Origin of the sequence: Nostoc sp. (genome assembly GCF_036917555.1) — a bacterium.
Lineage (GTDB): Bacteria > Cyanobacteriota > Cyanobacteriia > Cyanobacteriales > Nostocaceae > Nostoc.
This window is the reverse complement of sequence record NZ_JBALDD010000090.1, coordinates 1-23,170: the sequence shown is the minus strand read 5'-3', so window position 1 is coordinate 23,170 and position 23,170 is coordinate 1. Positions and strand designations below refer to the sequence as shown.

At 40.9% G+C, this 23,170-nt stretch carries 18 protein-coding genes, 1 tRNA gene and 1 pseudogene; 16 read left to right on the top strand and 4 right to left on the bottom strand.

Annotated features, from left to right (window positions below; all coding sequences use genetic code 11):
• The first annotated feature begins 75 nt into the window (after positions 1-75).
• Together V7K60_RS33395 and V7K60_RS33390 are read left to right on the top strand one after the other, a co-directional pair.
• Positions 76-148: transfer RNA gene (locus tag V7K60_RS33395), tRNA-His, on the top strand.
• Positions 149-883: 735 nt separating this feature from the next.
• On the top strand, positions 884-3,304 hold the full coding sequence (locus V7K60_RS33390; protein ID WP_334932299.1) for a sucrose synthase: 2,421 nt from the start codon (positions 884-886) through the stop codon (positions 3,302-3,304).
• A gap of 67 nt (positions 3,305-3,371) precedes the next feature.
• On the opposite strand, the gene V7K60_RS33385 is transcribed toward V7K60_RS33390, so the two are convergent.
• Both V7K60_RS33385 and V7K60_RS33380 read right to left on the bottom strand, forming a co-directional pair.
• Entirely contained in the window at positions 3,372-3,926 is a 555-nt protein-coding gene (locus V7K60_RS33385; RefSeq protein ID WP_334932297.1) for a peptidoglycan-binding domain-containing protein, read from the bottom strand.
• 734 nt (positions 3,927-4,660) lie between these two features.
• Complete coding sequence (locus tag V7K60_RS33380) at positions 4,661-5,377, bottom strand: ROK family protein (RefSeq protein WP_334932295.1); 717 nt, start codon at positions 5,375-5,377, stop codon at positions 4,661-4,663.
• A gap of 339 nt (positions 5,378-5,716) precedes the next feature.
• On the opposite strand from V7K60_RS33380, the gene V7K60_RS33375 reads away from it, so the two are divergent.
• A complete protein-coding gene (locus V7K60_RS33375) occupies positions 5,717-6,220 on the top strand; it encodes a 2TM domain-containing protein (RefSeq protein WP_104905232.1) in 504 nt (167 codons plus the stop codon).
• Between the two features lie 75 nt (positions 6,221-6,295).
• Here the strand turns inward: V7K60_RS33375 and V7K60_RS33370 are convergent, their stop codons facing one another.
• Together V7K60_RS33370 and V7K60_RS33365 are read right to left on the bottom strand one after the other, a co-directional pair.
• On the bottom strand, positions 6,296-6,862 hold the full coding sequence (locus tag V7K60_RS33370) for a phycobiliprotein lyase (RefSeq protein WP_334932293.1): 567 nt from the start codon (positions 6,860-6,862) through the stop codon (positions 6,296-6,298).
• 75 nt (positions 6,863-6,937) lie between these two features.
• Positions 6,938-7,618 (bottom strand): HEAT repeat domain-containing protein, encoded by a 681-nt coding sequence (locus V7K60_RS33365; RefSeq protein WP_099104155.1) that lies wholly within the window; start codon positions 7,616-7,618, stop codon positions 6,938-6,940.
• Between the two features lie 78 nt (positions 7,619-7,696).
• Here V7K60_RS33365 and V7K60_RS33360 point away from each other — a divergent pair, with 78 nt between their 5' ends.
• The 13 genes and pseudogenes from V7K60_RS33360 to V7K60_RS33300 all read left to right on the top strand — a co-directional run bounded on the left by V7K60_RS33360 (position 7,697) and on the right by V7K60_RS33300 (position 22,910).
• Positions 7,697-7,819 carry a hypothetical protein gene (locus V7K60_RS33360; protein ID WP_334932291.1) on the top strand — a complete coding sequence of 41 codons (123 nt, stop codon included), beginning with the start codon at positions 7,697-7,699 and terminating at the stop codon, positions 7,817-7,819.
• Positions 7,820-8,249: 430 nt separating this feature from the next.
• Positions 8,250-9,083, top strand: coding sequence for a DUF3102 domain-containing protein (locus V7K60_RS33355; protein ID WP_334932290.1), 834 nt, complete (start codon positions 8,250-8,252; stop codon positions 9,081-9,083).
• Positions 9,084-10,073: 990 nt separating this feature from the next.
• Entirely contained in the window at positions 10,074-11,180 is a 1,107-nt protein-coding gene (gene aroF / locus V7K60_RS33350; RefSeq protein ID WP_334932288.1) for a 3-deoxy-7-phosphoheptulonate synthase, read from the top strand.
• 76 nt (positions 11,181-11,256) lie between these two features.
• Positions 11,257-11,862, top strand: coding sequence for an aromatic amino acid lyase (locus V7K60_RS33345; RefSeq protein WP_334932286.1), 606 nt, complete (start codon positions 11,257-11,259; stop codon positions 11,860-11,862).
• A 193-nt stretch (positions 11,863-12,055) separates the two neighbouring features.
• Positions 12,056-12,316: pseudogene (locus V7K60_RS35505) on the top strand (3-deoxy-7-phosphoheptulonate synthase); the annotation flags it as partial.
• A 90-nt stretch (positions 12,317-12,406) separates the two neighbouring features.
• A complete protein-coding gene (scyB, locus tag V7K60_RS33335; protein ID WP_334932284.1) occupies positions 12,407-13,492 on the top strand; it encodes a tryptophan dehydrogenase ScyB in 1,086 nt (361 codons plus the stop codon).
• Between the two features lie 17 nt (positions 13,493-13,509).
• Positions 13,510-15,336, top strand: coding sequence for a thiamine pyrophosphate-binding protein (locus tag V7K60_RS33330; RefSeq protein ID WP_334932282.1), 1,827 nt, complete (start codon positions 13,510-13,512; stop codon positions 15,334-15,336).
• Positions 15,337-15,400: 64 nt separating this feature from the next.
• A complete protein-coding gene (locus V7K60_RS33325; protein WP_334932280.1) occupies positions 15,401-16,402 on the top strand; it encodes a 3-oxoacyl-ACP synthase III family protein in 1,002 nt (333 codons plus the stop codon).
• A 342-nt stretch (positions 16,403-16,744) separates the two neighbouring features.
• A complete protein-coding gene (locus V7K60_RS33320; RefSeq protein ID WP_334932278.1) occupies positions 16,745-17,146 on the top strand; it encodes a hypothetical protein in 402 nt (133 codons plus the stop codon).
• 97 nt (positions 17,147-17,243) lie between these two features.
• Positions 17,244-18,485, top strand: coding sequence for an NAD(P)/FAD-dependent oxidoreductase (locus tag V7K60_RS33315; protein ID WP_334932276.1), 1,242 nt, complete (start codon positions 17,244-17,246; stop codon positions 18,483-18,485).
• Between the two features lie 181 nt (positions 18,486-18,666).
• Entirely contained in the window at positions 18,667-19,380 is a 714-nt protein-coding gene (gene ubiG, locus V7K60_RS33310) for a bifunctional 2-polyprenyl-6-hydroxyphenol methylase/3-demethylubiquinol 3-O-methyltransferase UbiG (protein ID WP_334932274.1), read from the top strand.
• Positions 19,381-19,465: 85 nt separating this feature from the next.
• Positions 19,466-20,452, top strand: coding sequence for a cupin domain-containing protein (locus V7K60_RS33305; RefSeq protein ID WP_334932272.1), 987 nt, complete (start codon positions 19,466-19,468; stop codon positions 20,450-20,452).
• Positions 20,453-20,705: 253 nt separating this feature from the next.
• Positions 20,706-22,910: an anthranilate synthase gene (locus V7K60_RS33300; RefSeq protein WP_334932270.1), complete on the top strand. Its 2,205-nt coding sequence runs from the start codon at positions 20,706-20,708 to the stop codon at positions 22,908-22,910.
• Positions 22,911-23,170 lie beyond the last annotated feature (260 nt).

The window sequence follows — 23,170 nt, the reverse complement described above, 5'->3', positions numbered from 1 at the left end:
TCAACTAAGTCCGTTCCTTGAACAAAAACTCTTGATCGATTGCCAAATTATTGCTATAATTCAAATTGTTGAATGGCGAGCGTAGCCAAGTGGTTAAGGCAGTGGTTTGTGGTACCACCATTCGTGGGTTCAATTCCCATCGTTCGCCCTAGATAATTTCATATTGATATATAGATTCCTATATAAAGAGCGGTTGTGGTTCTGAACATTCATAACCATTACTTTAGCAACGATCTGTCGTCTACGAGTTCATAGACTTGGAAGGATTACAAATCTACGACAATTCATTATTTTATCAATAAGTTGATGTTTATAAGCAAATCTACTTTCTAAATGAAAATTAGGTGTGCAATGTCTTATGATAAGCTACTTCTCTACGAGACGGGTTAAGGATAGATAACCTGTTACTATGCTATCGAACTAAGCAGATGCTCATACTTCTCTGGAGCATGAGCTATTTATATTAAGATTCCCGATTTCTTAAAGAAGTCGGGAATTTGAGTGTCAGAAGTTCTTGAACGCACATTTAACTGTTAAAAAATGCCTAGAAGAATGATCAATAATATTGTAAAGATTAAATCAAGCAGTTGAGGGCGTGATAATTTGTGCCCAAAAGATCATGATGCAGTTATTTACTAACATCTATCAAAAGAAAGAAAAATTGTATTCCTTTAGTGAGATCAAAAAATACTGAGTCATAGATACTTTAAGTAAAGTAGAACATGATATAAGTGCCTACTAAAAAGTTGATACTTATAGGTACACAGATAAATATAATTTATCTGTGTTGTTTCGTGTTTATATGTATCTCAGAAAAGGTGGAGGCTTATTTGTCTCGCCTAAAAAGTTAACAATGCAAACATCGTCATTTAATGGAGTTGCTATGTCTGAATTGCTTCAAGCAGTCTTAGATAGTGAAGAAAGAAGTGATTTACGTTCCTTTATTAGTAAATTACGCCAACAAGAAAAGAAGTACTTGCTGCGGAACGACATACTCAATGTATATAGTGAGTATTGCTCCAAGTCCCAGAAACCTGAAGCTTTTTACACTTCCTCGGAGTTAGGAAAACTCATTTACTATACTCAGGAAATAATTCAGGAGGACTCAAACTTCTGTTTTATCATCCGTTCTAAGATTGCCAGCCAAGAAGTTTATTGGTTGACATCAGACTTAAGCATTGAGCCGATGACGGTGCAGGATTTGTTGGATCTGCGCGATCGCTTGGTGAACAAATATCATCCTAACGAGGGCGACCTGCTAGAATTGGACTTCGGCCCGTTTTATGACTACTCCCCAGTCATCCGCGACCCCAAAAATATTGGTAAAGGGGTACAATACCTCAACCGCTATCTTTCCAGCCAACTATTTCAAGACTCTAAACAATTGCTGGATAGCTTGTTGAATTTCTTGCGCCTACACCACTACAACGGTGTTCAGTTGCTGCTCAACGATCGCATTCAATCACAGCAGCAACTTTCCCAGCAAGTTAAAAAAGCCATCACTTTTGTTAGCGATCGCCCCGATGATGAACCCTACGAAAAATTCCGGTTCCAATTGCAAACAATGGGTTTTGAGCCGGGTTGGGGTAACACCGCAGGGCGAGTGCAGGAAACCCTAAATATTCTCGATGAATTGATTGATTCTGCCGATCCCCAGACTTTAGAAGCTTTCATTTCTCGTGTTCCGATGATTTTTAGAATCGTCTTGGTGTCAGCTCACGGTTGGTTTGGGCAAGAGGGAGTTTTAGGGCGTCCCGATACCGGCGGTCAGGTAGTTTACGTCCTTGACCAGGCAAAGAGCCTAGAGAAGCAGCTACAAGAAGATGTTCTGCTGGCTGGTTTAGAGAAATTGAATGTCCAGCCAAAGGTGATTATTCTCACCCGCTTGATTCCCAATAGTGATGGAACCCTTTGTAATCAACGCCTAGAAAAAGTCCTTGGTACTGAAAATGCCTGGATTTTGCGAGTGCCTTTACGGGATTTTAACCCTAACATGACTCAAAACTGGATTTCTCGGTTTGAGTTTTGGCCTTATCTAGAAACTTTCGCCATTGATTCCGAAAGAGAACTACGGGCAGAATTTCACGGCACACCTGACTTAATAGTCGGAAACTATACTGATGGTAATTTAGTTGCATTCTTGCTGGCGCGACGGCTGAAAGTTACTCAATGTAATGTTGCCCATGCTTTAGAAAAATCTAAATACTTGTTCAGCAACCTCTACTGGCAAGAATTAGAAGATAAATATCATTTTTCTTTACAATTCACAGCTGATTTGATTGCGATGAATGCTGCTAATTTTGTGATTAGCAGCACCTACCAAGAAATTGTCGGAACACCGGATAGTGTGGGACAGTACGAGTCTTATAAATGTTTCACCATGCCGGAGTTGTACCATGTTACCAATGGCATTGAATTATTTAGTCCCAAATTTAATGTTGTACCGCCGGGAGTAAACGAAAATAATTACTTCCCCTACACCCAGAATAAAGACCGAGTAGAGAGCGATCGCCAACGCCTTGCAGAAATGCTCTTTACTCTGGAAGATCCCACGCAAATCTTTGGCAAACTCGACGATCCGAACAAACGCCCTCTCTTCTCAATGGCGCGTCTTGACCACATCAAAAACCTCACAGGTTTAGCTGAATGTTACGGTCAAAGTAAAGAATTACAAGACCATTGCAACTTAATTTTAGTAGCAGGTAAGTTACGCGTCGAAGAATCAGGTGATAATGAAGAACGTGACGAAATTATTAAACTCTACCAAATTATTGACCAGTACAATCTCCACGGTAAAATTCGGTGGCTGGGTGTGCGCCTGACCAAAACTGATTCCGGTGAAATTTACCGAGTCATTGCCGATCATCAGGGAATTTTTGTACAACCAGCTTTATTTGAAGCTTTTGGTTTGACAATTTTAGAAGCGATGGTTTCAGGATTACCGACTTTTGCCACACAGTTTGGTGGGCCATTGGAAATTATTAAAGATAAGGTGAATGGATTTTACATTAACCCGACAAATTTAGAAGAAACAGCCACAAAAGTTGTGGAGTTCTTTACTAAATGCGAACAGAATCCTAACTATTGGAATGAAATTTCCCAGCGAGGAATTGACCGAGTTTACAGTACCTATACTTGGAAAATTCACACTACTAAGCTATTATCGTTAGCAAGAATTTATGGCTTCTGGAACTTTACCTCAAAGGAAAATCGGGAAGATTTGTTACGCTATATCGAGGCTTTGTTCTATTTAATTTATAAGCCAAGAGCGCAACAGTTATTAGAGCAGCATAAGTACCGTTAGTTTGTCATTTGTCATTTGTCATTAGCTAAAGACTAAAGACAAATGACTAAAGACAATCAATAAATAACTAAATTGTCAACGCACTCCAAGTTCGTTGCCCAACTACTCCATCTACTCCTAAATTCTGCTGGTTTTGAAAGGCTTTGATAGCAGTCTCTGTTAGTGCACCAAAAATCCCATCCACCCTCACAGCATAACCGTTAGACACTAATAGCTGTTGTAAGGCTCTGACAGCAATACCAGAACTACCGAAATAAAGAGTCGGTAGAGGTTGGCTACTAAACTTCTGGAACTTTCCTGTAGCCTTTGTACGGACTTTACCTCCAGACTGAAAAGACTTCTTAGGCTTACCTAAGTTAGAAGAAACTAGTCCCAGATTCTTTTTGCTGATTTTCTGAAGTATGTGTTCTTTTTCTAGTTTCAGCGCTGAGAGAGAAGCCTGGGAAATCCCATCTGTCTGCATGAATTCAGGTGGTGTAACTTTAGCAGTTATCTCTAACTGACTCTGTTTTGACTGGTTTTCGTCATTTTCCATTTGAAATAATTGCTGCTGTGGCAAATTGTTCCCAGATACTTGTCTTATTGTTAACACGCCCGTCATCATCAGGCCAATTTCAGTCATTTTAGTTTATTTTACTTCAACCAATATTTCTTTTAACCAACAACATTGTTGCTGTTCGGGATAGTACATACTGACCAAATCAAAAAGTCATGTACTAATTTTTCCAGATAATATTTTCATATTCATATTTACTCACCTCCGATTCCATTTAATCAGATTAATATCATTAATCAAGCCATCAAGTTATCAGACATACTATCTAAATCAATGGTTTAGACAATAACATACTATACGATCATCTGAGAATGCCATCAAACAAATTTACCTAGTTATATTTGGAGTGTGCTTGGTATGCTGATGTTGCTTTTATCAAGTTTATACTGCCAGTAAAAATACTACCGGATTCATCAAGTCAGTTTTTTAACTATTGATTAAAAACTCTTAATTTCAAACACTTTTTCCTATTTTACAGGAGGTTATAAACTTTTTATCAATCACAATTTATGCCGCTCTTTCAACCTATTATCGGAAAGCGCACACTTTAACCTCAAAAGAATGAAACCGCACAACATTGTTGCACGGTATTAAATTTGAGTTAAAGTTTAGATACTACATGACAAAATTACACAGGGGCATTGAACATAATGTTTGTGCAATTCTCTTGTCTAATCTGTGTTAATTTTTATATCATTTTGAAACTTTGAGAAAGGATGCACCTTAATCAAAAAGGATGTAGGCGTAGGCCGTCCTTAGATATCGCTTAGTACGCCCAGTTGTGGATATTGAAAAACTTTTTACCTTTTTTCATCTCGCCACAAAGCAATACCGCCTAATAAACCAGTGATATTGGGGATGAGTTTGACATTTAATGGTAGCTGGAAATTCACTCTCACAGCTTCACCACCACCAATGTAAAGGTAGTCATAATTAAACAGATGTTGCAAAGATGCGATCGCTTTTTCTAAACGCCTATTCCATCTTTTCTCACCAATTTTTTCTAACTCTGCACGCCCCAACTGCTGCTCAAAAGTCTCCCCTTTGCGAAACGGATGATGCCCCATTTCCATATTTGGTACTAGCTTACCATCTACAAATAAAGCCGAACCAAACCCCGTACCCAGAGTAATCACCAATTCGACACCTTTACCTGCGATCGCACCAAAACCCTGCATATCTGCATCATTAATCACCCGTACAGGCTTGTTTAAGTGTTTTAATAATGCTGTTTCCAAATCAAATCCGATCCAATCTGGATGTAAGTTTACTGCTGTTTCCGTGACTCCAGACCGCACCACACCAGGAAAACCGACCGAAACGCGATCGAATTCACTTTGAGCCGCTGCTAACACCACAATTGCATTAATTACAACATCTGGTGTTGCAGGTTGGGGTGTATCTAAACGTGCCCTTTCCGTTATAGGATTCCCCGTAATATCTAAAACCATAGCCTTAACACCACTACCGCCAATATCAACCGATAGGGTACGAATCGATCCATTTTGTTTAACCATTAAGTTACATCCTTGTTAATGCTTGTTATCTCGTTATTATGATCTGCTGCATTTGATAATATCTTGGATGTTTGGAGAGTCTTTATATTGATGGGGAGATGGGGGAGGAGGGGAGCAAGGGAGAAGTTGCAGTAAGTTTTATCCCCTCTGCCCCTCTGCTCCCCTGCCCCTCTGCCTCTTGTACCCCATGCCCAATGCCCAAAGTTAAAAATCCCATACATTCGATGCCGACAGCATCTAGATTTGTTAATCTAAGAATAATAGAGATAGTACTGGCATAGCTGCTTAAAATCTATCGGGCAGCAAATTTCTATTGAAAGTTATATAAGAGAAAGAATTATGACGGCGTTTGAACCTCAAAGCATCCGCTCGTATAGCCAAGAAGATGTCCAACAAATTCTGCACTTAGCGATCGCTCGTCAAGCAGATGATAAAGACACAGAATTTTCTTATGAGCATATATTAGAAATTGCTGCTGAGTTAGAAATTTCACCTGAGTCTTTAAAATTAGCAGAACGCGATTGGGTATTACAACAGGGCCAAGTTCAACAGCGAAAAGCTTTTGATGCCTACCGCATCAGAAGATTTCAGAAGCGTTTAAGCAAATATGCAATTTTCAATGGCTTTTTTATACTGCTTGATTTAATCACTGGTGGCGGAATTTCTTGGTCACTGTACATTTTGCTATTCTGCGGATTGCCTGTAGCGCTTGATGTCTGGAATACCTTTCAAATTAAAGGCGAAGAGTATGAAATGGCATTCCAAAAGTGGAGTCGTAACCATCAAATTAAGAAAACCATTAGCACAGTTTTGAATAAGTGGTTTAAGGTATTACAGGCTTAATCAAAACTTTCCTTAACCCTAACCTATCTCTACTTAATTCCCCCCGTTTCTGGGGGGAATGTTTTACGATCGAACTTAACTAGATACTGAATTAGCCGCCTCAGAAGCCTTCTCGGCTGGTGGAAAGCCACCCATACGAATCTCAGAAGTGAAGGAAGTGATGCTAAATCCACCAAAACTCTTGAGGACATTTACCCGCATTCGCAAATTGGGGCTAGCAAACCACAGGCGTTCCTCTGAGAAGATGGTTTCATCCTCTATAGTTAGGATCAAAGCACCATCACTGTCAGTTTTATAGCGTCCGGCAACTGGAGTTTTATTGGCATCAACTATTTCTCTGAGTAACCTGCCTTGGACCGGATTATCCGCATCAGGTACCGAAACTAACACAGTTGAACCACTATGTTTTGCTTGATCCTTGTCCATTGTGCCGTTCCAGGTAATTTTGGTAGCACAGGAAGCAGAACTAGGATTAATGTTGTAACTTTGACACAGCTTAACTGCTTCTGGATGATCTACTGCCAGCGCCTCAATGATAATATCTGACTTGCTATGTTCCGATTGGTTAAAAGCCAAATGTTGACTAGTACGATGAGAAAACCATTTACCAGCACTTAAGTGAAAAAACTCTTCAATATTCATGAATGAAATTACCCTGCATCAAAATGCTAAAATTCCCACTTAATTATTATTAAAAGGTAGCAGGAAGCTTTAATATTAAGCTTGATTGCCTATTTCCTCAAGCTTTTTGAGGCCAATTCTGGCTGCCTCAGCAACGTTGAAATGATTATCTTTTTCCAGGTATTTTAAAGCTGAGACACTCTTGGGAGTGGGAAGATTTCCCAAGGCTTCTGCCAAACGCTGCCTGACTAACCAATCATCTGATTCAGCAAAGCGCAGGATCTTGTCTACAGACTCGATGTCTTGAATTTCTCCCAGTGCAGAGATTGCAGCTTGTTGTAACACTACTTCTTTGCTATCCAATGCCTGAAGAAGAATTTGACGGGCACGAGGATCTTTAATATTACCTAGAGAAACAGCTGCACTAAAACGTACTAGCCAATCCGTATCTTCATAAAATGCCCGTGAAAGTACCTCAAAGGCTCTGGCATCACCCAAGTATCCTAAAGCACCAGCGGCATCAGCACGAATACCATAATCAGGGTCATTTTCGAGAATTTTTACCAAAATAGAATAACATTCTGGTGTTGGCTTGATTCCCAGAGCAAATATTGCCATCGATCGCAGTTGCAAAGATTCGTCGTCTAGTACCTTTTTAATCAAAGGTACTGCATCCTCAGCTGCAACGTGACGCAGATTAGCAAGGGCTACCATGCGATCGCGTAAATTCGGACTTTCTAGCTGAGTAGAAATTTCTTGTAAGCTTAGAGCTGCCATTTAGTTCAAAGCGTTTTCTTTACTTATCTTAATTTACCCGATTTGTTGATCAGGCTGTCGCCATAGTGAAGTAGGAGTTTGGCGACTTTACAAAATGGCTCAATTATGAATAAAGATGCGATCGCGCTTATACCAGTGAAGAAAGTCGGTGTAAAGCGTCTACCAATTGGGAAAATCACCCGCATCCATACCCTTCTCTAAGAAAAGGCGTACTTGCCAATTCTTTAAGAAATATTAAGTACATCTTCATCGTGAATTGGTACGAGTAGTTCTGCAATCGCAAAAAAGCTGCAAAACTGACGAATAACAACACATTAGTGTTTTTAAAACAGTATTTGGGGTAGCAATCGATTATGTACTTTTGTAAAGATATAACAAGAAGTTGCGTAAAGTTATTAGCTTGACTTGAGTAACTTAATACAAGTTCCCTTAGAGGCTATTTATAAAGTACAAATAAAATGATTGTAGGGTGTGTTAGGCGCATATTTTGAGATTACTTGTCACTAAAAATATGATATAAGATGAGCGCCTAACGCACCCTACTTAAGATTTACTTTATAAATGGTCTCTTAAACATAAAATCACAAGCCTAAAAAACTGCTTTGCAAAAATATCTCTGGGAAAAATACAAATGCTAGCACGAATGAATTATATGAAAATTAGTAAGCATGAGTCAACAGATTTTCCTATAGAAATCCAAGTAATACCTACACAGTCAGAAAAAATTATTGATCCGCCTTCAGTATTTAAGAGCAAGTCAGACTTTGAGAATAAAGAGGAAAAACAACAACGTCTAATCATTCTAGCAGAAGACACACGACGTAGGCTGAAACGAAGTGCTATGGACATTTATTGTATTGGTGTCAATTTGTTAGAAGCTCAAAAAATTACTGAACATGGTGAGTTTCTACCTTGGTTACGACAGGAGTTCGGAATGGGAAAAACTTCAGCCTATGAGTTTATTCATGTTGCTAAAGCATTTGAGTCCAAAATTCCGATTATCGGAAATTTGATTAATGGTATTACTCCTACTGCTCTCTATAAACTAGCTGCTCCTAGTACATCTGAAGCTGCTATAGATGAAGCAATAAATATTTTGAAAACAGGCGAGATAGTTGATCCAGAGGTTGTTAAAAATATCATTAAAAAATATAAAACTCCTAAAACAATAAAAGAACAGCAACAAAAAGCCTCTTCAGTTAGTCAGCAGAGGGATACAAATCAAGTAGAGGCATTAGTCTTACCCAAGGCTGAGGTTTCCAGTATTGAACAAACAACCACTAATCATCTGCCACTTTCTTCTCCACTTCAACAGAATGAACTGCAAAAATTGGTAGTGGAGCGTGATACTTATAAAGCACAACTAAAAGCACTACAAATAAAGAATCAAGAACTTAAAGTAGATATTGCAAAACTTCGTTCAGAATTAACTTCATTACAAACTAGTAAAGCTAGCAGTAGTTAGGGGAGTCTCTGATACTTACCTAAGCACTGAATTCTTTAGTAAATCTCATTTAGCAGAATCAATGGATATCTTCAACAATTAAATTTGTTTATCCATAAACTTTGTAGAGACTTAGCACTGCTAGGTCTATACATTCATTTTTACTCATATTTCTAATATCATCCCTTGAAGCTTGCGATTATAAAATTTGCCATAAATGAGTAAGCCTATAATTTATATAACTATAATTTTTTGGATGTTAAAATATCTTTTAAACGGCCATTCACGATTTTATAATCTATTCAATTGTTAAGTAGAGTGGCGTAAATTTTTGTAGTCAAAATGAGGTAGAAGGCAGGAAGGAAGACGATTTTAGCTCATTTATCTTTCTTAATATAGTTGTGTTTTTTCACACCAATTTAGCCTTTAACAAACCTCTGTACATCTAATTTTTCTCTAAAAATCTATTTCTGGCAAATCCCTAACCTGGATAATTTTTTAAGTTTTATATTTGGATAAAAAAATAATAGACTCAAATAAAGTAAGAAAAGAAAAATATTTAAATAATATTTTTTAGGATGTTGTCAGTTAAGTAAATAATGCAATACACTGAAATAAATACAAATAAAAAAATAAGGCTTGTTTTTTTTTGAAAAGGATGCTAAATATAAAACTAAGCAGCACACTAATGAAAAATTTAGTATTTTTATATATAGGCGTATTGCCAATAGTTTGGTAGATAATACTGCAAAAATTAACACAAGATGAATTTCAAGAATTAGCCGTCGAATCGAGAAGCTTATCCGGGTAAAAACTTTGAAATTTCAGTAACAAATATCAGAAACACTTTTGGGTAATTAATTCGATAAGTTCTAATCAAGGAAAAAGTTTCTAATATATTGCATAAAACTCAAATAATAGACTGATTGTTATTTGAAGGGTTAAAAAAAAAGATTCTTAAGTTTAGGTATCATAATTCAATCCCTAGTTGTAAATAGGAGATTTTAAGCAATGATTATAGTTATGAAATTAGGGACGCCATTAAGAGAAATCGAACATATTGTTAAAGAACTTAGTCGTTATGAAATCACCCCAGAAGTATGTCAAGGTCAACACAAAACAGTAATTGGCTTAGTTGGTGAAACGGCAGAAATTGACACCAGGCAGATTCAAAATATTAGCCTTTTAATTGAGCAAGTGATCCGAGTAAAAAAACCATTTAAACGTGCTTCTTTAGAATTCCGCTATGGAGAACATAGTGAAGTGGTTGTACTTACACCTAATGGAGCTGTTACCTTTGGACAAACCCATCCTTTAGTTGTAGTTGCTGGGCCATGTTCTGTTGAAAACGAGGAAATGATTGTTGAAACAGCACAGATAGTAAAAGCAGCAGGGGCACAGTTTCTACGAGGTGGGGCGTACAAACCTCGGACTTCACCTTATGCATTCCAAGGACATGGCGAAAGCGCATTAGGTTTGTTAGCAAAAGCTCGTGAAGCTACTGGTTTGGGTATTATCACAGAAGTCATGGATGCAGCTGATTTAGACAAGATTGTTGAAGTAGCAGATGTGATCCAAATTGGTGCCCGCAATATGCAGAATTTCTCCCTATTGAAGAAAGTAGGCGCTACTGGTAAAGCAGTCTTATTGAAGCGGGGACTGTCAGCCACAATTGAAGATTGGTTGATGTCAGCTGAATATATTTTGGCAGCAGGTAATCCCAATGTAATTTTGTGTGAGCGAGGAATTCGCACCTTTGACCGACAGTATACACGGAATACCCTTGATATATCTGCAATCCCTGTCTTGCGAACTTTGACTCACTTACCAATTATGATTGACCCTAGCCACGCCACCGGGAAATCAGAGTTTGTCCAACCAATGACCTTGGCAGCGATCGCAGCTGGTGCAGATTCCTTAATGATTGAAGTTCACCCTAACCCAGCTAAGGCTCTTTCAGATGGTCCTCAGTCTTTAACACCGGAAGCATTTAAAGACTTAATGCTAAAAATGGCCTCTTTAGGTAAGTTCTTTGGTCGTTGGTCTAAACAACATAGCACCACCGTTACCCCCAAGTTTGCAGCACGAGTTTCTGCGACCACTAGTCGGGCTTTATAAGCGTGCCATTACCCTCTCAACAAGGACATCCAATCAGTCCATCATCTGTGCAATCTAAATAATAATTGGAAATTCAATGAATACAACATCACTCAACAAAAACAAGACCTTTCAATCTTCTGCAACCTCCCTAGTAAATTCCAGTAAAACTGTACTTGTAGGCAACCAAGACCTAACGATAGACGAAGTAGCTAGTGTATTTCGTCATGGTGTTCAAGTACGCCTAACCAATAATCGAGATGTTGTACAAGGAGTTCAAGCATCGTGCGATTACATTAGTAATGAAATGCTGAACTTACTAGCAGATTCACGCTTAGTCTGCGAAGAACTAGATGGTTCTCACAACTATCGGGGTGGAGATCCAATTCAGGACCATTATTCACTGCGTTATTTACCACAATATATGGGGCCGATTGTAGATGGGATCGAGCAGATTAAAGAACAAATCAAAGTAGAAATTAATTCTGTCACCGACAAGCCACTGATTGATATTGAGAACCAAGTTAGCTATCATGGCGGTAATTTATTAGGGCAGTATATCGGTGTAGGAATGGATCATCTGCACTACTACATTGGGTTGTTGGCTAAATATTTGGATGTGCAAATAGCTGAGTTAAAAATTTTATATTTTTTTACTTTGACCACTATCATAATTTTAATAATTGTGCTAATATCAAGTTAACAACATGTTTTTAATCCTTTAATTCGTAAATAAATAACGCAAGAAAATGATAAACTTGGAATAGTAAATACACAACCCAAGGAACTTGAGTTAGCTATAAGAATTAAGGAACTCATGCAATTTACTGAAATTTGTCTTAGTCAAACAAAGATTATATACAAGGTTGTAAGATATTAACCTCCAATTAGTGGCAAAATCAGAATTTGTACCTACTATGGCAATGCTGGCGATCGCATCTGGTACCAATTCGTTGATGATTGAGGTTCACCCCAACCCGGCAAAAGCACTATCAGATGGAACTCAGTCTCTGACACTAGAACGATTTGAGTAATTGATGCTTGAATTGGCGCCTTTAAGCAAATTCTTTGGTCGTTGGACTCAAAACAATCACGCCACAGCAACGCCAAAGTTTGCTCCAAAAGTTTCCTGTAGTGTAGGCGTTGGAACAAATTAATTACAGGCGTGCAAATGACCACTACGAAGGTATTGGTATTATCCCCAATTTTTGACGTGTGTTATGAAACTACGTATAAAGGAGAACCCCATGAAGCTTTTTGAGACTATTAGAGAAATGGGTCATGAGCAAGTTTTCTTCTGCCATCACAAAGAGTCAGATATGAAAGCCATTATCGCTCTTCATGATACAAGCTTGGGCCCAGCTATGGGTGCGACACGTCTATGGGCTTACGCTAGAGAGGAAGATGCTTTGCGAGACGTTCTTCGTCTTAGTCGCGGTATGACTTACAAGGCAGCCTGTGCGAACATTCCTGTTGGTGGAGGAAAAGCAGTAATTATTGCTAATCCTGAAAATAAAACAGATGGGCTGCTTAAAGCGTATGGACGTTTTGTTGATAGTCTCAAAGGACGTTTTATTACAGGTCAAGATGTGAATATTTCCCCTGAAGATGTGAGGAAAATTCGTCAGGAAACAAGTTACGTTGTGGGCGGAGCAGAAAAAGCAGGTGGACCAGCTGTTACAACAGCTTTAGGAGTTTTTTTAGGAATTAAAGCTGCTGTAGAGTTTCGGTTGCCACAAAAAGAGCTACATGAACTTAAAGTTACAGTTCAAGGAATTGGAAATGTAGGAAAGAATCTCTGTAAACAATTGCATGAGTATGGTGTAAAAATTTTTGTAAGCGATCTGAAAAGTGAGAATACAGAAGAAGTTAAACATTTATATGGGGCAACGATTGTAGAACCGAACGAAATTTACTCCCTTGATGTTGATGTTTTTGCTCCTTGTGCTTTAGGAGGAATTCTTAACAGTTCAACTATTCCTCTTATCAAAGCTCCCATCATTGCAGGTGCTGCAAATAATCAGCTTGAAAACGAGCAGATACATAGTAGACTCCTTGAATCAAAAGAAATACTTTATTGTCCAGACTATGTCATTAATGCAGGAGGCTTGATCAATGTTTACAATGAAATGATTGGCTCTGATGAAGAAAATACTTTGAAACAACTTAATAACATTTACCACTCTCTTCTTGATATTTTTATAAGGGCTAAAGAAGAGGGAATAACTACACACGAGGCTGCGAAACATCTTGCCGAGGAGCGCATTATGAGAGCAAAAAATAGTTGTTTATTAAGTGCCTCCGCCTTCAGGACAAGTGCTAGTCAGTACTAACGCAGGAGTATCTTTGTATGAAGTTAAGTGATGCACTGGTCAAAGCTTTAATATCCCTAAATGTGCGCTACGTATTTGGTGTCAGCGGTGCAAATATTGAACACCTTCATGACGCCATCTATCGGTTAGGTAAGGGAAAGTTACAGTCAGTGATGGCTAAGAGTGAGGATGGGGCGGCTTTCATGGCAGACAGCCACGCACGTGTTCACCGAACGTTGGGTGTCTGCTGCGCAACGTCTGGTGGGGGAATGATGAACCTAATTGCTGGGATCGCTGAGTCCTATGCCGAGTCAGTGCCAGTTCTGGCTTTAGTCGGACAGCCACCGTTAGCGCTTGAAGGAAGGGGAGCCTTTCAAGACTCCTCGGGAATTGGTTCTACAGTTGATGCCATGAAGCTTTGGGGTGCGGTTGCCAAGTATGTGGGGAAGATTTCAAAACCGGACGACTTATGGTATCACTTGACTGAGGCTGTTAAAGTCGCTATTTCAGGTCGTCCTGGGCCAGTTGTTCTTATGTTTCCCCGGGACATATTTGAGCAAGAAGTCGAACCATGCCCGGAAAACTGGGCTGATGATTTGAGAAATCTCATCTGTCCGACACCTGTTACATTAGACATGATTCGTCCTCTTTTCGAGGAGATTTGTCGGGCTAAGAACCCCGTACTCCTGATGGGACATGGGGTGAGACGGTGCAGCGATCCGCAGGCTGTGGTCAACTTTGCGCTTTCTGTCGGTCTGCCAGTTGTTACGACCTTGTCAGGACGTGGCGAGTTTCCGAACGATGACCCGCTCTATTTGGGAATGCTGGGTGTTGCAGGTCATCCCTCCGTTCACACCTACTTGAAAGACCAAGCGGATCTGCTCATTGTTGTAGGATCAGATCTCAATATCATGACACGACAGCCACTCGGTTGTGCACTCGTTGACAAGAAGATTGCAGTAGTAAATGTAGACGTCGGTGAGATCACCCGTATTATCTCTCCGGCTCTGGTCATTGAAGCTGATCCTGGAATGGTCTTCAAAGCGCTTTTGGAACTACTAAAGCAAAAGCCGTTCAAGGTTAAGCCACTTCAAGGCTACGTACCTCAGATATTCAACCCGGTTCTTGCTTCACCTATTCCACTAGAGGATCGGAAACCGAAAGCTGATGGTTCGCCTCTGTTGCAAAGTGAGGCTATTGCCATTCTGCAAGATTTCCTCCCAGAAAGTGGACATCTCCTCTACGACGCGGGCAACTGCGCTGCCGCCTCACTCCACATGACAAGAGTGCCCCCAGGCTCAAGCTCGACAATCGCTCTTGGTATGGGAGGGATGGGTTATGCGATCGCAGGAGCTATTGGTGCCCAATTAGGTTCACCGCTAGGCGCAAGGACAGTGGTTTTTGCTGGTGACGGAGCCTTCTTAATGACCGGGTTTGAAATCCACACAGCTGTAGACTTAGGACTTCCAATCCTCTTTGTCGTGTTCAATAACAACATGCATGGCATGTGTGTAACGCGTCAACAGCTTTTCTTTGAGTCGCGATTGGAATGTGTACGCTATGCACCTGTGAATATTGCTCTAAGCGCTCGGGGATTTGGTACGACTGATCGGCTTTGGGTGGGAAGTGCTGGCACGGTTGACGAATTGCGCTACCAACTTGAGGACTATAGCAACCACCCAGACCTTCCCGGCGTTCTAGAACTTCGCCTCTTGCACGAAGAGGTGCCACCGTTTACACCTTTTCTGCCCGAATATGCACCAACAATTCCTGTTGGTAAAGGTAAGTCAAAGGGAATCTCTCATACCAAGTTGCCATCTAATTTCCCAGAAAACTTACCTTTTTTAGTTCCCTCTCCTCATTAAGCATTGTATTTGACGATGCGACTTGATATTAAACACTCACGGCATATTAAAAGGAGGTAGAACAATGCCTGGTGCACAGATTGTAAACGTTGTCAGTTTTATGCCGGAACGTGTCGTCGATAATACCAAGCTGGCACTGGATGGCGAAGACGATAACGAATTAGAAGAAAACGCTTTTTTCAAGGGTGTCAAGGAGAGACGCTTTGCTTCACCAGAATACCAGTCCTCAGATCTCGGTAGCAAAGCTTTGAAGCTCCTGCTTCAACGAACTGGTACAAAACCGGAAGCCCTTGACCTGATTCTGTGTTCGTGCATGTTTAGCGATTATTTCTGGCCCGGTATTGGATCTGCCATCCAAAATCAGGTTGGGGCAAGTCAGGCAACGATTTTGAATCTGGACACAAGTTGCAGTTCCTACCTGTCGATGCTAAATACTGCCCGGGCATTCATCGAGTCAGGGCTGTACAAGACAATTGCCATTGTCACCGTAACAAACTTCGTCTCGCGCCTCCCAGAATTTCAAAAGTCGAAGAAGTCTTGGGTGCTTGGCGATGGAGCATCAGCAACTCTGTTAGTTGACGGTAAGTCTAGCTTCGTGGCTAGTTATGAACGCTCTCATGGAGAACACTATGGGCTGTTCGTCTTTGAACCCGATATGGTTGATGGTCGGTTTTTGAACTATTGGGAACGTGGGTGTGGACCGATTACTGTCAACTTCTCACCAGATATGGTCACGGCTATACGTTCTAATGCTGTTGAATTAGTACCTGACGCGGTTTCAAAATGTCTCTTTAAAGCTGGGTTATCGACAGATGATGTCTCATTGCTGATCACTCATCAGCCCAATACCTTCTTGATCAAAGAGTGGCGTGACCGGATCGGAATCGGGGAGCCGCGAGTTCATGACACTCTCGAATACTATGGAAACGTTTTTCATGGATCGATTCCGATCACCCTTGCTGATGCTATTGAGAAGAACAAAGTGCAATCTGGTGACTTGCTTGCTCTTGGAACATTCTCAAATGGGGGAGATTTTGTTAGTTCTATGGTCATACGTTGGGCATAGCACTATGCAATAGATGTGTCAAGTTAGCAAGATTTACAAAATTTGAAACCATTTACCACATAGGAGGCAACCATGTTAGTACGTGATAATCTAGGACCTTGGAATAAGGATAGTCTTGTCACAAATGATATTCCGTCAATAAAGATACCAGGTTTGTACAGCTGCGAAGATCATGATATCCCAGAGGTCATGGCAAAGCTGAATGAGATGACCAAGGAAACTTATTCACATGAGGATATATTCGGCAGCTACTGTCACCTTGGTGAGTACATTCATTGTCCAGTAGATATAGCTTTTGAATACGCTGCGAACGTTTATAGCTTGGAGGAGTGGACATTCAGCATGCGCCACCTCAAACATATTGGCGGTGGTCTTTACAAGGGTATAGAGTATTTAGCCAAGGACACCTCTATCTACGTTCGCGCCGAAGCTTACCCCGACAGTCGAGTGGTTGACTACCCCTGTGCTTGGGATCAGGGAGAAGAACTTTGGATGCGATACTACTTCCGCTTCATTGATGCAATGCCCACGCTTCGCAAGCCAGGAACTGTCATGCTCTGGACTAACTGCAAACATCCTTATTACGACCGTAACGTTACTAATGTTCCAGACTATATCTCCAGTGCTCGTGAGCGCACGGATCGGAGTTGGGTCGGCGATATTTGGCCAGATTTTGATGCAATCCACCGAATCGAAGCAAAGAACTTGAAAGCTATCTTGGAATATCGCTTTGCTAATAGTTAGCTGAAAGTTTCCAAATTCTTTAGTGTTTCAATCTCACACAATCGTTTCCATTCAATCATTTAACAGTTTTGTTCTGTACTTAGACGGGAAGAGCCTTATGTACGATGTTATTGTGGTTGGCGCTCGCTGTGCCGGTTCGCCAACAGCCATGCTACTCGCCCGCAAGGGCTATCGGGTATTGCTAGTGGACAAATTCACTTTCCCAAGGGACACCATCTCAAGCCACTATATTCAGCAGTCTGGCGTTATTCAGCTCAAGCGCTGGGGTCTCCTGGACAAACTCGTGAATTCAGGCTGCCCACCGATCCAAAAGCTCACTTACAACTTCGGTTCCATTGTCTCTACTGCTTGGGGACTGTCGGTAGATGGCATCGCAGAGGGGTACAGCCCAAGGCGCACCGTACTCGACAAAATTCTCGTTGACGCTGCTGTAGAAGCTGGGGTCGAGCTACGGGAAGGTTTTATATTGCAGGAAGTCTGCATGGATGGCGATCGGGTTACTGGCATCCGTGGTCGGACAAGTAGCGGATCAACCGTAACCGAGAAGGCGCATATCGTCATCGGAGCGGATGGAATTAACTCGCTTGTTGCTCGTAGTGTTCATGCCCCTGAGTACAACACACTACCCTCCCTCGCCTGCTATTACTACAGCTACTGGAGTGGCGTTTCCATGGAAGGGACGGAAGCCTACATTCGAGACCATCGAATGGTTGTCACTTGTCCTACAAACGACAACCTCTTGAGCATCATTATTGGATGGCCTAACAGGGAATTTCGGGCATTCCGCGCTGACGTCGAAGCAAACTTCCTAGCAACGCTTGATCTTATTCCCGAACTAGCTGAACGTGTCCGGAGTGGCAAGCGCGAAGAAGCATACTATGGCACAAGTCACGTTCCGAACTTCTTCCGTAAGCCATACGGGAATGGCTGGGCGCTAGTGGGCGATGCTGGCTACTACAGAGACCCAATGCTCGCACAGGGAATTAAGGATGCTTTCTTGAGTGCTGAGCTTTTAGCAAACGCAATTGATATCGGTTTGTCTGGACGTAGACCACTCAAAGAAGCGCTCGCCGAGTACGAACGGCAGCGTAACCAAGCCGTCATGCCACTGTATAAACTTGTCTGCGAACGTGCTACTCTTGAGCCACCGTCTCCAGAGGCTATGCAGTTATTAGCTGCTCTTCAAGGCAGCCAGAAAGATATAGACCGCTTCTGGGGTGTCGAAGCGGGCACCGTGCCATTTCAAGACTTTTATTCACCTGAAAACATCCAACGCATCATCGGTGCAGCAGCAGTTGGTGTCGACAGAGACCATACGCGTGTCTCGCTCCACTGTTGAGGTTTCAAAACATGCGCCACCATTGTACTACTTTCATGATGAACTTTACTATTTACACAAAGTAAGGATTACAATCTATCATTCTCGTCAAGTCGCTCCAATTCGGTCATCTGTTTGTGACTTTCTATTTCTATGCTACAAGGTTCAGCTAGTTCACAGATTAATCTAGGAGGATAAAGACATGCAAATACCGAAAAAACGGTTTGATTACTACGACTACAACTTGAATGCCGATCAATGGTGGAAAGAAGATACAAATCTCCACACCCTATACTATTTTAACAAGCCCAGATTCGATTTCTTTGACAGTTATGTCTCGAATTGGCAGGGTTTGAAGGCATTGGATGTTGGTTGTGGAGGAGGCTTTACGTGTGAATTTATGGCAAACAGAGGTGTGATTGTATCAGGCATAGATCCATCTCTAAACTCCATTCAAGTAGCTCAAGAGCACGCTAGCAAAAGTGGGCTAAAAATTGACTACAAGCATGGTTTCGCTGAGGATTTACCCTATGATGACAATTCATTTGACATTGTTACATGTGTTGATGTTCTAGAGCATGTCGCCGATTTAAACAAAGTTATTTTGGAAATAAATCGGGTTCTAAAACCCAACGGTTTGTTTTTGTTTGATACGATAAATAGGAATTTTAAGTCTAGAGCTATAATGATTTGGCTTCTAGAAAATATCACGAAGGATATTGCCTGTGGAAGCCATGATTGGCGAAAGTTTATTAAGCCAAAAGAGCTACTTGATTTACTAAAAACGCATGGATTTACTGATGTTGCAATCAAAGGCTTCAATTTTAAAGGAAGAGACAAAAAAACGGGGGAAATCCGAGTCAGAGTAGACGAAGATACATCTGTGATGTACATCGGCAAGGCGGTTAAGGTCTAAATCGCTACTCCCGGACAGTTTTAGAAACGAAGTCTACCGTGAAAATTAACTGAATTGAAATAAAGTATTGCAGGAGGAAATGCTTATGATCAGCCAGAATAAACCTATAGCAACATCTTTGTCTATGGCTACTGTAAAAAAGTTATCTGTGGCGGTTACTGGAGCAGTGTTTTCCCTTTTGGTGAGTACTTCTAAAGGAGAAGCTGTTGATGCCCCAGCTGTTAATTTCCCAAAAATAACATCGCCTCCTAGTGGGGAAGCTTTTGATTTCCCAGAGGTAAAATCAGATCCAAATCCGCAGCGGATATTGTTTGCGGAGGGCGAACAGATTTCCTTTCTAAAAACAAGTGAAGATACTGGCGGAAAGTACGTCTTAATGGATATTATAATTCCACCGGGGGGCGGTCCGCCCCCACACATCCACCATAGGTCAGATGAGTGGTTCTACTTCATTGATCCGGGGTTTACGCTATACATGGGGGATGAGACTTATCCTGATGGTGTAATTCCTGGAATTGATACTCCCAAAGCAAATATTCACGCCATAAATGCAAAGCCTGGAACTTTATTTTATGGTCCTAGAGATCACATCCATGCACACCAAAATACTGGAACGACGCCAGCAAGAGAACTGGTGGTTTTGTCACCTTCTGCTGATACTGACAAGTGGTTCCAGGCAGCAGGTCTGCCAATTACAGACTCGTCTAATCCGCCAGCCCTTGACCCTAGCAAACTTGCTTCAGCTATATCAACAGGCCCTAATTACGGATTAACACTTAGTTCTAATTTTAATGAATTCGTACAGACAGTAGATTCTAATTATCCAGATGAAATGGTTAAGGACAACCATGCTGACGAATTAATAGCATTGTTATCTAATGATACTAGACAAGTACCCGAACCTTCTTCTCTAGGGGGCGTGTTAGTATTTAGTATTTTTTGTGCAATTTCAATCTTGAAGCGCAAACACAAATCAGTTAGTAAGGTTACAACAGTTGTCCCTAAAACTACACAAAACTATTCAAACCAAAATAATCAAGAAAAAATGGCGACTTGCGGCATCCAAAATTAATCCTTAACACCCTCAATTGAGGAATTTTCATCTTAATTGAGGATTTGAATAACAAGCTTTTGCGGGTTTAAGAGCTAATTTGTAAACTAAAGTAAAGTCTTTGTCTCGTCAGGGTTTCAGGAATTTGAGCCATAAGAGCGTTGATTCCCTGAAAGTCATACCCAACAATGAATTGGGTATCCTTAAGATTTTCTTTACGAATCAGCTCTATCTCTGTCGAATTCACATTAGAGAATTTTGAGAGGAATAGCAAATGTATTTAGATAATCATAACTACACAACTAAAGGTGAAATTATTGTGTCTCGCACCGTGACCAAGACTTCGATAGAGACTGCCATTGAGGATATTCTGTCACGGTTGGATTTTCAACGCGGAGGTTTACTAAAAAGCAGCTACGAATATCCAGGACGTTACAAGAGATGGGGAATAGGTTTTGTCAATCCACCTCTAGAACTTGTTACTAGCTCCAACTCATTTACAATCAAGGCACATAACGAACGAGGTATAGTGCTGCTTGTATATTTGGCAGAGCGTCTATGCAAGCATCCACAACTAGTTGCAGTTAACTTAGAGAATGTTTCTGTAACTGGCTCTATCCGACCAATAGAACGTTTATTTTCAGAAGAAGAAAGAAGTAGGCAACCATCTGTCTTTAGTATTGTTCGCGAAATTCTATATGCTTTTGAAAGCTCACAAGATGAGCATCTGGGACTTTATGGTGCATTTGGCTACGACTTAGTTTTTCAGTTCGAGCAAATGCCAAAGTATCTTACTCGTGCAGAAAATCAGAGAGATTTAGTGCTGTATTTACCTGATGAACTGGTAATTATTGACTACTACCAACAACGGGCGTTTCATTTGCAGTATGAATTTGATACCAAATACGGTAGCACTAGGGGTCTGCCTCGCAGTGGGGAAATTATTGATTACAAAGGTAAGGGCCATACCGCTACTCAAGCCTCTGACCATGCACCTGGTGAGTATGAAGAACAAGTTAACAAGGCACTCAATTATTTCCGTCGTGGTGATTTATTTGAAGTTGTTCCCAGTCAAAACTTCTTTAAAACCTGCGAAAGCTCTCCTAGCCTACTGTTCCGAACGCTACAGGAAATTAATCCCAGCCCCTATGGATTCATCTTTAATTTAGGTGGTGAATATCTGATCGGTGCATCTCCAGAAATGTTTGTGCGTGTTGAAGGCAGACGTATTGAAACCTGCCCAATCAGTGGTACAGTTCGCCGGGGAAAGGATGCGATTGATGATGCTGCTCAAATCCTGAAGCTGCTCAACTCACGCAAGGATGAATCTGAGTTAACCATGTGTACTGATGTTGACCGCAACGATAAGTCGCGGATTAGTGAGCCTGGGTCTGTAAGAGTAATCGGTCGCCGCCAAATTGAGTTATATAGTCACTTAATCCATACAGTAGATCACGTCGAAGGGTTATTGCGACCAGAGTATGATGCCTTAGATGCATTTTTGAGTCATCTTTGGGCGGTTACAGTGACAGGTGCGCCAAAACGGGCAGCAATCCAGTTTATTGAGCAGTATGAGCATAGCCCCCGACGTTGGTATGGTGGAGCAGTTGGATACTTAACTTTTAAAGGCGATTTCAATACGGGTCTAACCCTGCGGACTATCCGACTTCAGGACTCCATTGCAGAAGTGCGAGTGGGTGCAACAGTTCTTTATGACTCTGACCCAACAGCTGAAGCCCAGGAAACTCTCACTAAAGCTGCTGCCCTGTTTCAAACAATTGACCAGACAAATCACAGAAGTAGTAATTTTGCAAGCTACTACAACATTAATCATCAGGCAACCAATTTAGGGGAAGGTAAACGCATCTTATTAATTGATTATGAAGACTCTTTTGTACACACATTAGCAAACTATATCCGTCAAACTGGTGCTACAGTCAAAACGCTACGACATGGCTTTTCGGAATCATTGTTTGATACAGAAAGTCCAGACCTTGTTGTCTTATCTCCTGGTCCAGGTAGACCTACTGACTTCCGTATAGCACAGACAATTGCAGCTTGCACAAGACGGCGAATCCCCATCTTTGGTGTTTGTTTGGGATTACAGTCAATTGTTGAAGCTTTCGGAGGCAAACTGGGAGTTCTCGACTATCCCCAACATGGCAAAGTATCTCGCGTTTCTGTTGTAGCACCAGACTCTAAAGCTTTTAAAGATTTACCGCCATCGTTTGAAGTTGGTAGATACCACTCGTTATTTGCTCTGCCTGAAAACCTTCCTAAAGAACTTGAAGTTACAGCCATCTCTGACGATGGTGTGATTATGGGTATCGAACATCAAAAACTGCCAATTGCAGGTGTTCAGTTCCATCCAGAATCAATAATGACTCTTGGTGAAGGAGTAGGTTTGACGATTATTAAGAATATAATACATGCATACACCACTAAAAAACTGGTCTCAGCTTTGGTAAATGGCATGTAATTAATTCTAGTTGTAATCGCAGTTATAGTATTTTGTTGTTTTATATAAAACCAAGTACTTAATCGCTAAAGCAATGACCACGAACGCATATTTTGTCTAAATGAAAATCTCTAGATATTATATGCTAAATCCTCAGTATCAAACAATCCAGTCCCTTACTACTACTACTATAGCGGTTTTCACTTGAGTGAGAGACAATCAAATGTACTATAGAGATCAAAGAAGTAAAATTTGTCACTAATGAAAGCATACTCCATAGA

What these genes read in the sequence shown, in the direction of transcription:
- scyB (WP_334932284.1), top strand. Translation starts at nt 12,407, where the DNA reads ATGAAGCTTTTTGAGACTATTAGAGAAATGGGTCATGAGCAAGTTTTC.
- V7K60_RS33300 (WP_334932270.1), top strand. Translation starts at nt 20,706, where the DNA reads ATGTATTTAGATAATCATAACTACACAACTAAAGGTGAAATTATTGTG.
- V7K60_RS33325 (WP_334932280.1), top strand. Translation starts at nt 15,401, where the DNA reads ATGCCTGGTGCACAGATTGTAAACGTTGTCAGTTTTATGCCGGAACGT.
- V7K60_RS33315 (WP_334932276.1), top strand. Translation starts at nt 17,244, where the DNA reads ATGTACGATGTTATTGTGGTTGGCGCTCGCTGTGCCGGTTCGCCAACA.
- V7K60_RS33375 (WP_104905232.1), top strand. Translation starts at nt 5,717, where the DNA reads ATGACGGCGTTTGAACCTCAAAGCATCCGCTCGTATAGCCAAGAAGAT.
- V7K60_RS33345 (WP_334932286.1), top strand. Translation starts at nt 11,257, where the DNA reads ATGAATACAACATCACTCAACAAAAACAAGACCTTTCAATCTTCTGCA.
- V7K60_RS33385 (WP_334932297.1), bottom strand. Translation starts at nt 3,926, where the DNA reads ATGACTGAAATTGGCCTGATGATGACGGGCGTGTTAACAATAAGACAA.
- V7K60_RS33365 (WP_099104155.1), bottom strand. Translation starts at nt 7,618, where the DNA reads ATGGCAGCTCTAAGCTTACAAGAAATTTCTACTCAGCTAGAAAGTCCG.
- V7K60_RS33330 (WP_334932282.1), top strand. Translation starts at nt 13,510, where the DNA reads ATGAAGTTAAGTGATGCACTGGTCAAAGCTTTAATATCCCTAAATGTG.
- V7K60_RS33380 (WP_334932295.1), bottom strand. Translation starts at nt 5,377, where the DNA reads ATGGTTAAACAAAATGGATCGATTCGTACCCTATCGGTTGATATTGGC.
- V7K60_RS33320 (WP_334932278.1), top strand. Translation starts at nt 16,745, where the DNA reads ATGCGCCACCTCAAACATATTGGCGGTGGTCTTTACAAGGGTATAGAG.
- V7K60_RS33305 (WP_334932272.1), top strand. Translation starts at nt 19,466, where the DNA reads ATGATCAGCCAGAATAAACCTATAGCAACATCTTTGTCTATGGCTACT.
- V7K60_RS33355 (WP_334932290.1), top strand. Translation starts at nt 8,250, where the DNA reads ATGCTAGCACGAATGAATTATATGAAAATTAGTAAGCATGAGTCAACA.
- V7K60_RS33370 (WP_334932293.1), bottom strand. Translation starts at nt 6,862, where the DNA reads ATGAATATTGAAGAGTTTTTTCACTTAAGTGCTGGTAAATGGTTTTCT.
- aroF (WP_334932288.1), top strand. Translation starts at nt 10,074, where the DNA reads ATGATTATAGTTATGAAATTAGGGACGCCATTAAGAGAAATCGAACAT.
- V7K60_RS33390 (WP_334932299.1), top strand. Translation starts at nt 884, where the DNA reads ATGTCTGAATTGCTTCAAGCAGTCTTAGATAGTGAAGAAAGAAGTGAT.
- ubiG (WP_334932274.1), top strand. Translation starts at nt 18,667, where the DNA reads ATGCAAATACCGAAAAAACGGTTTGATTACTACGACTACAACTTGAAT.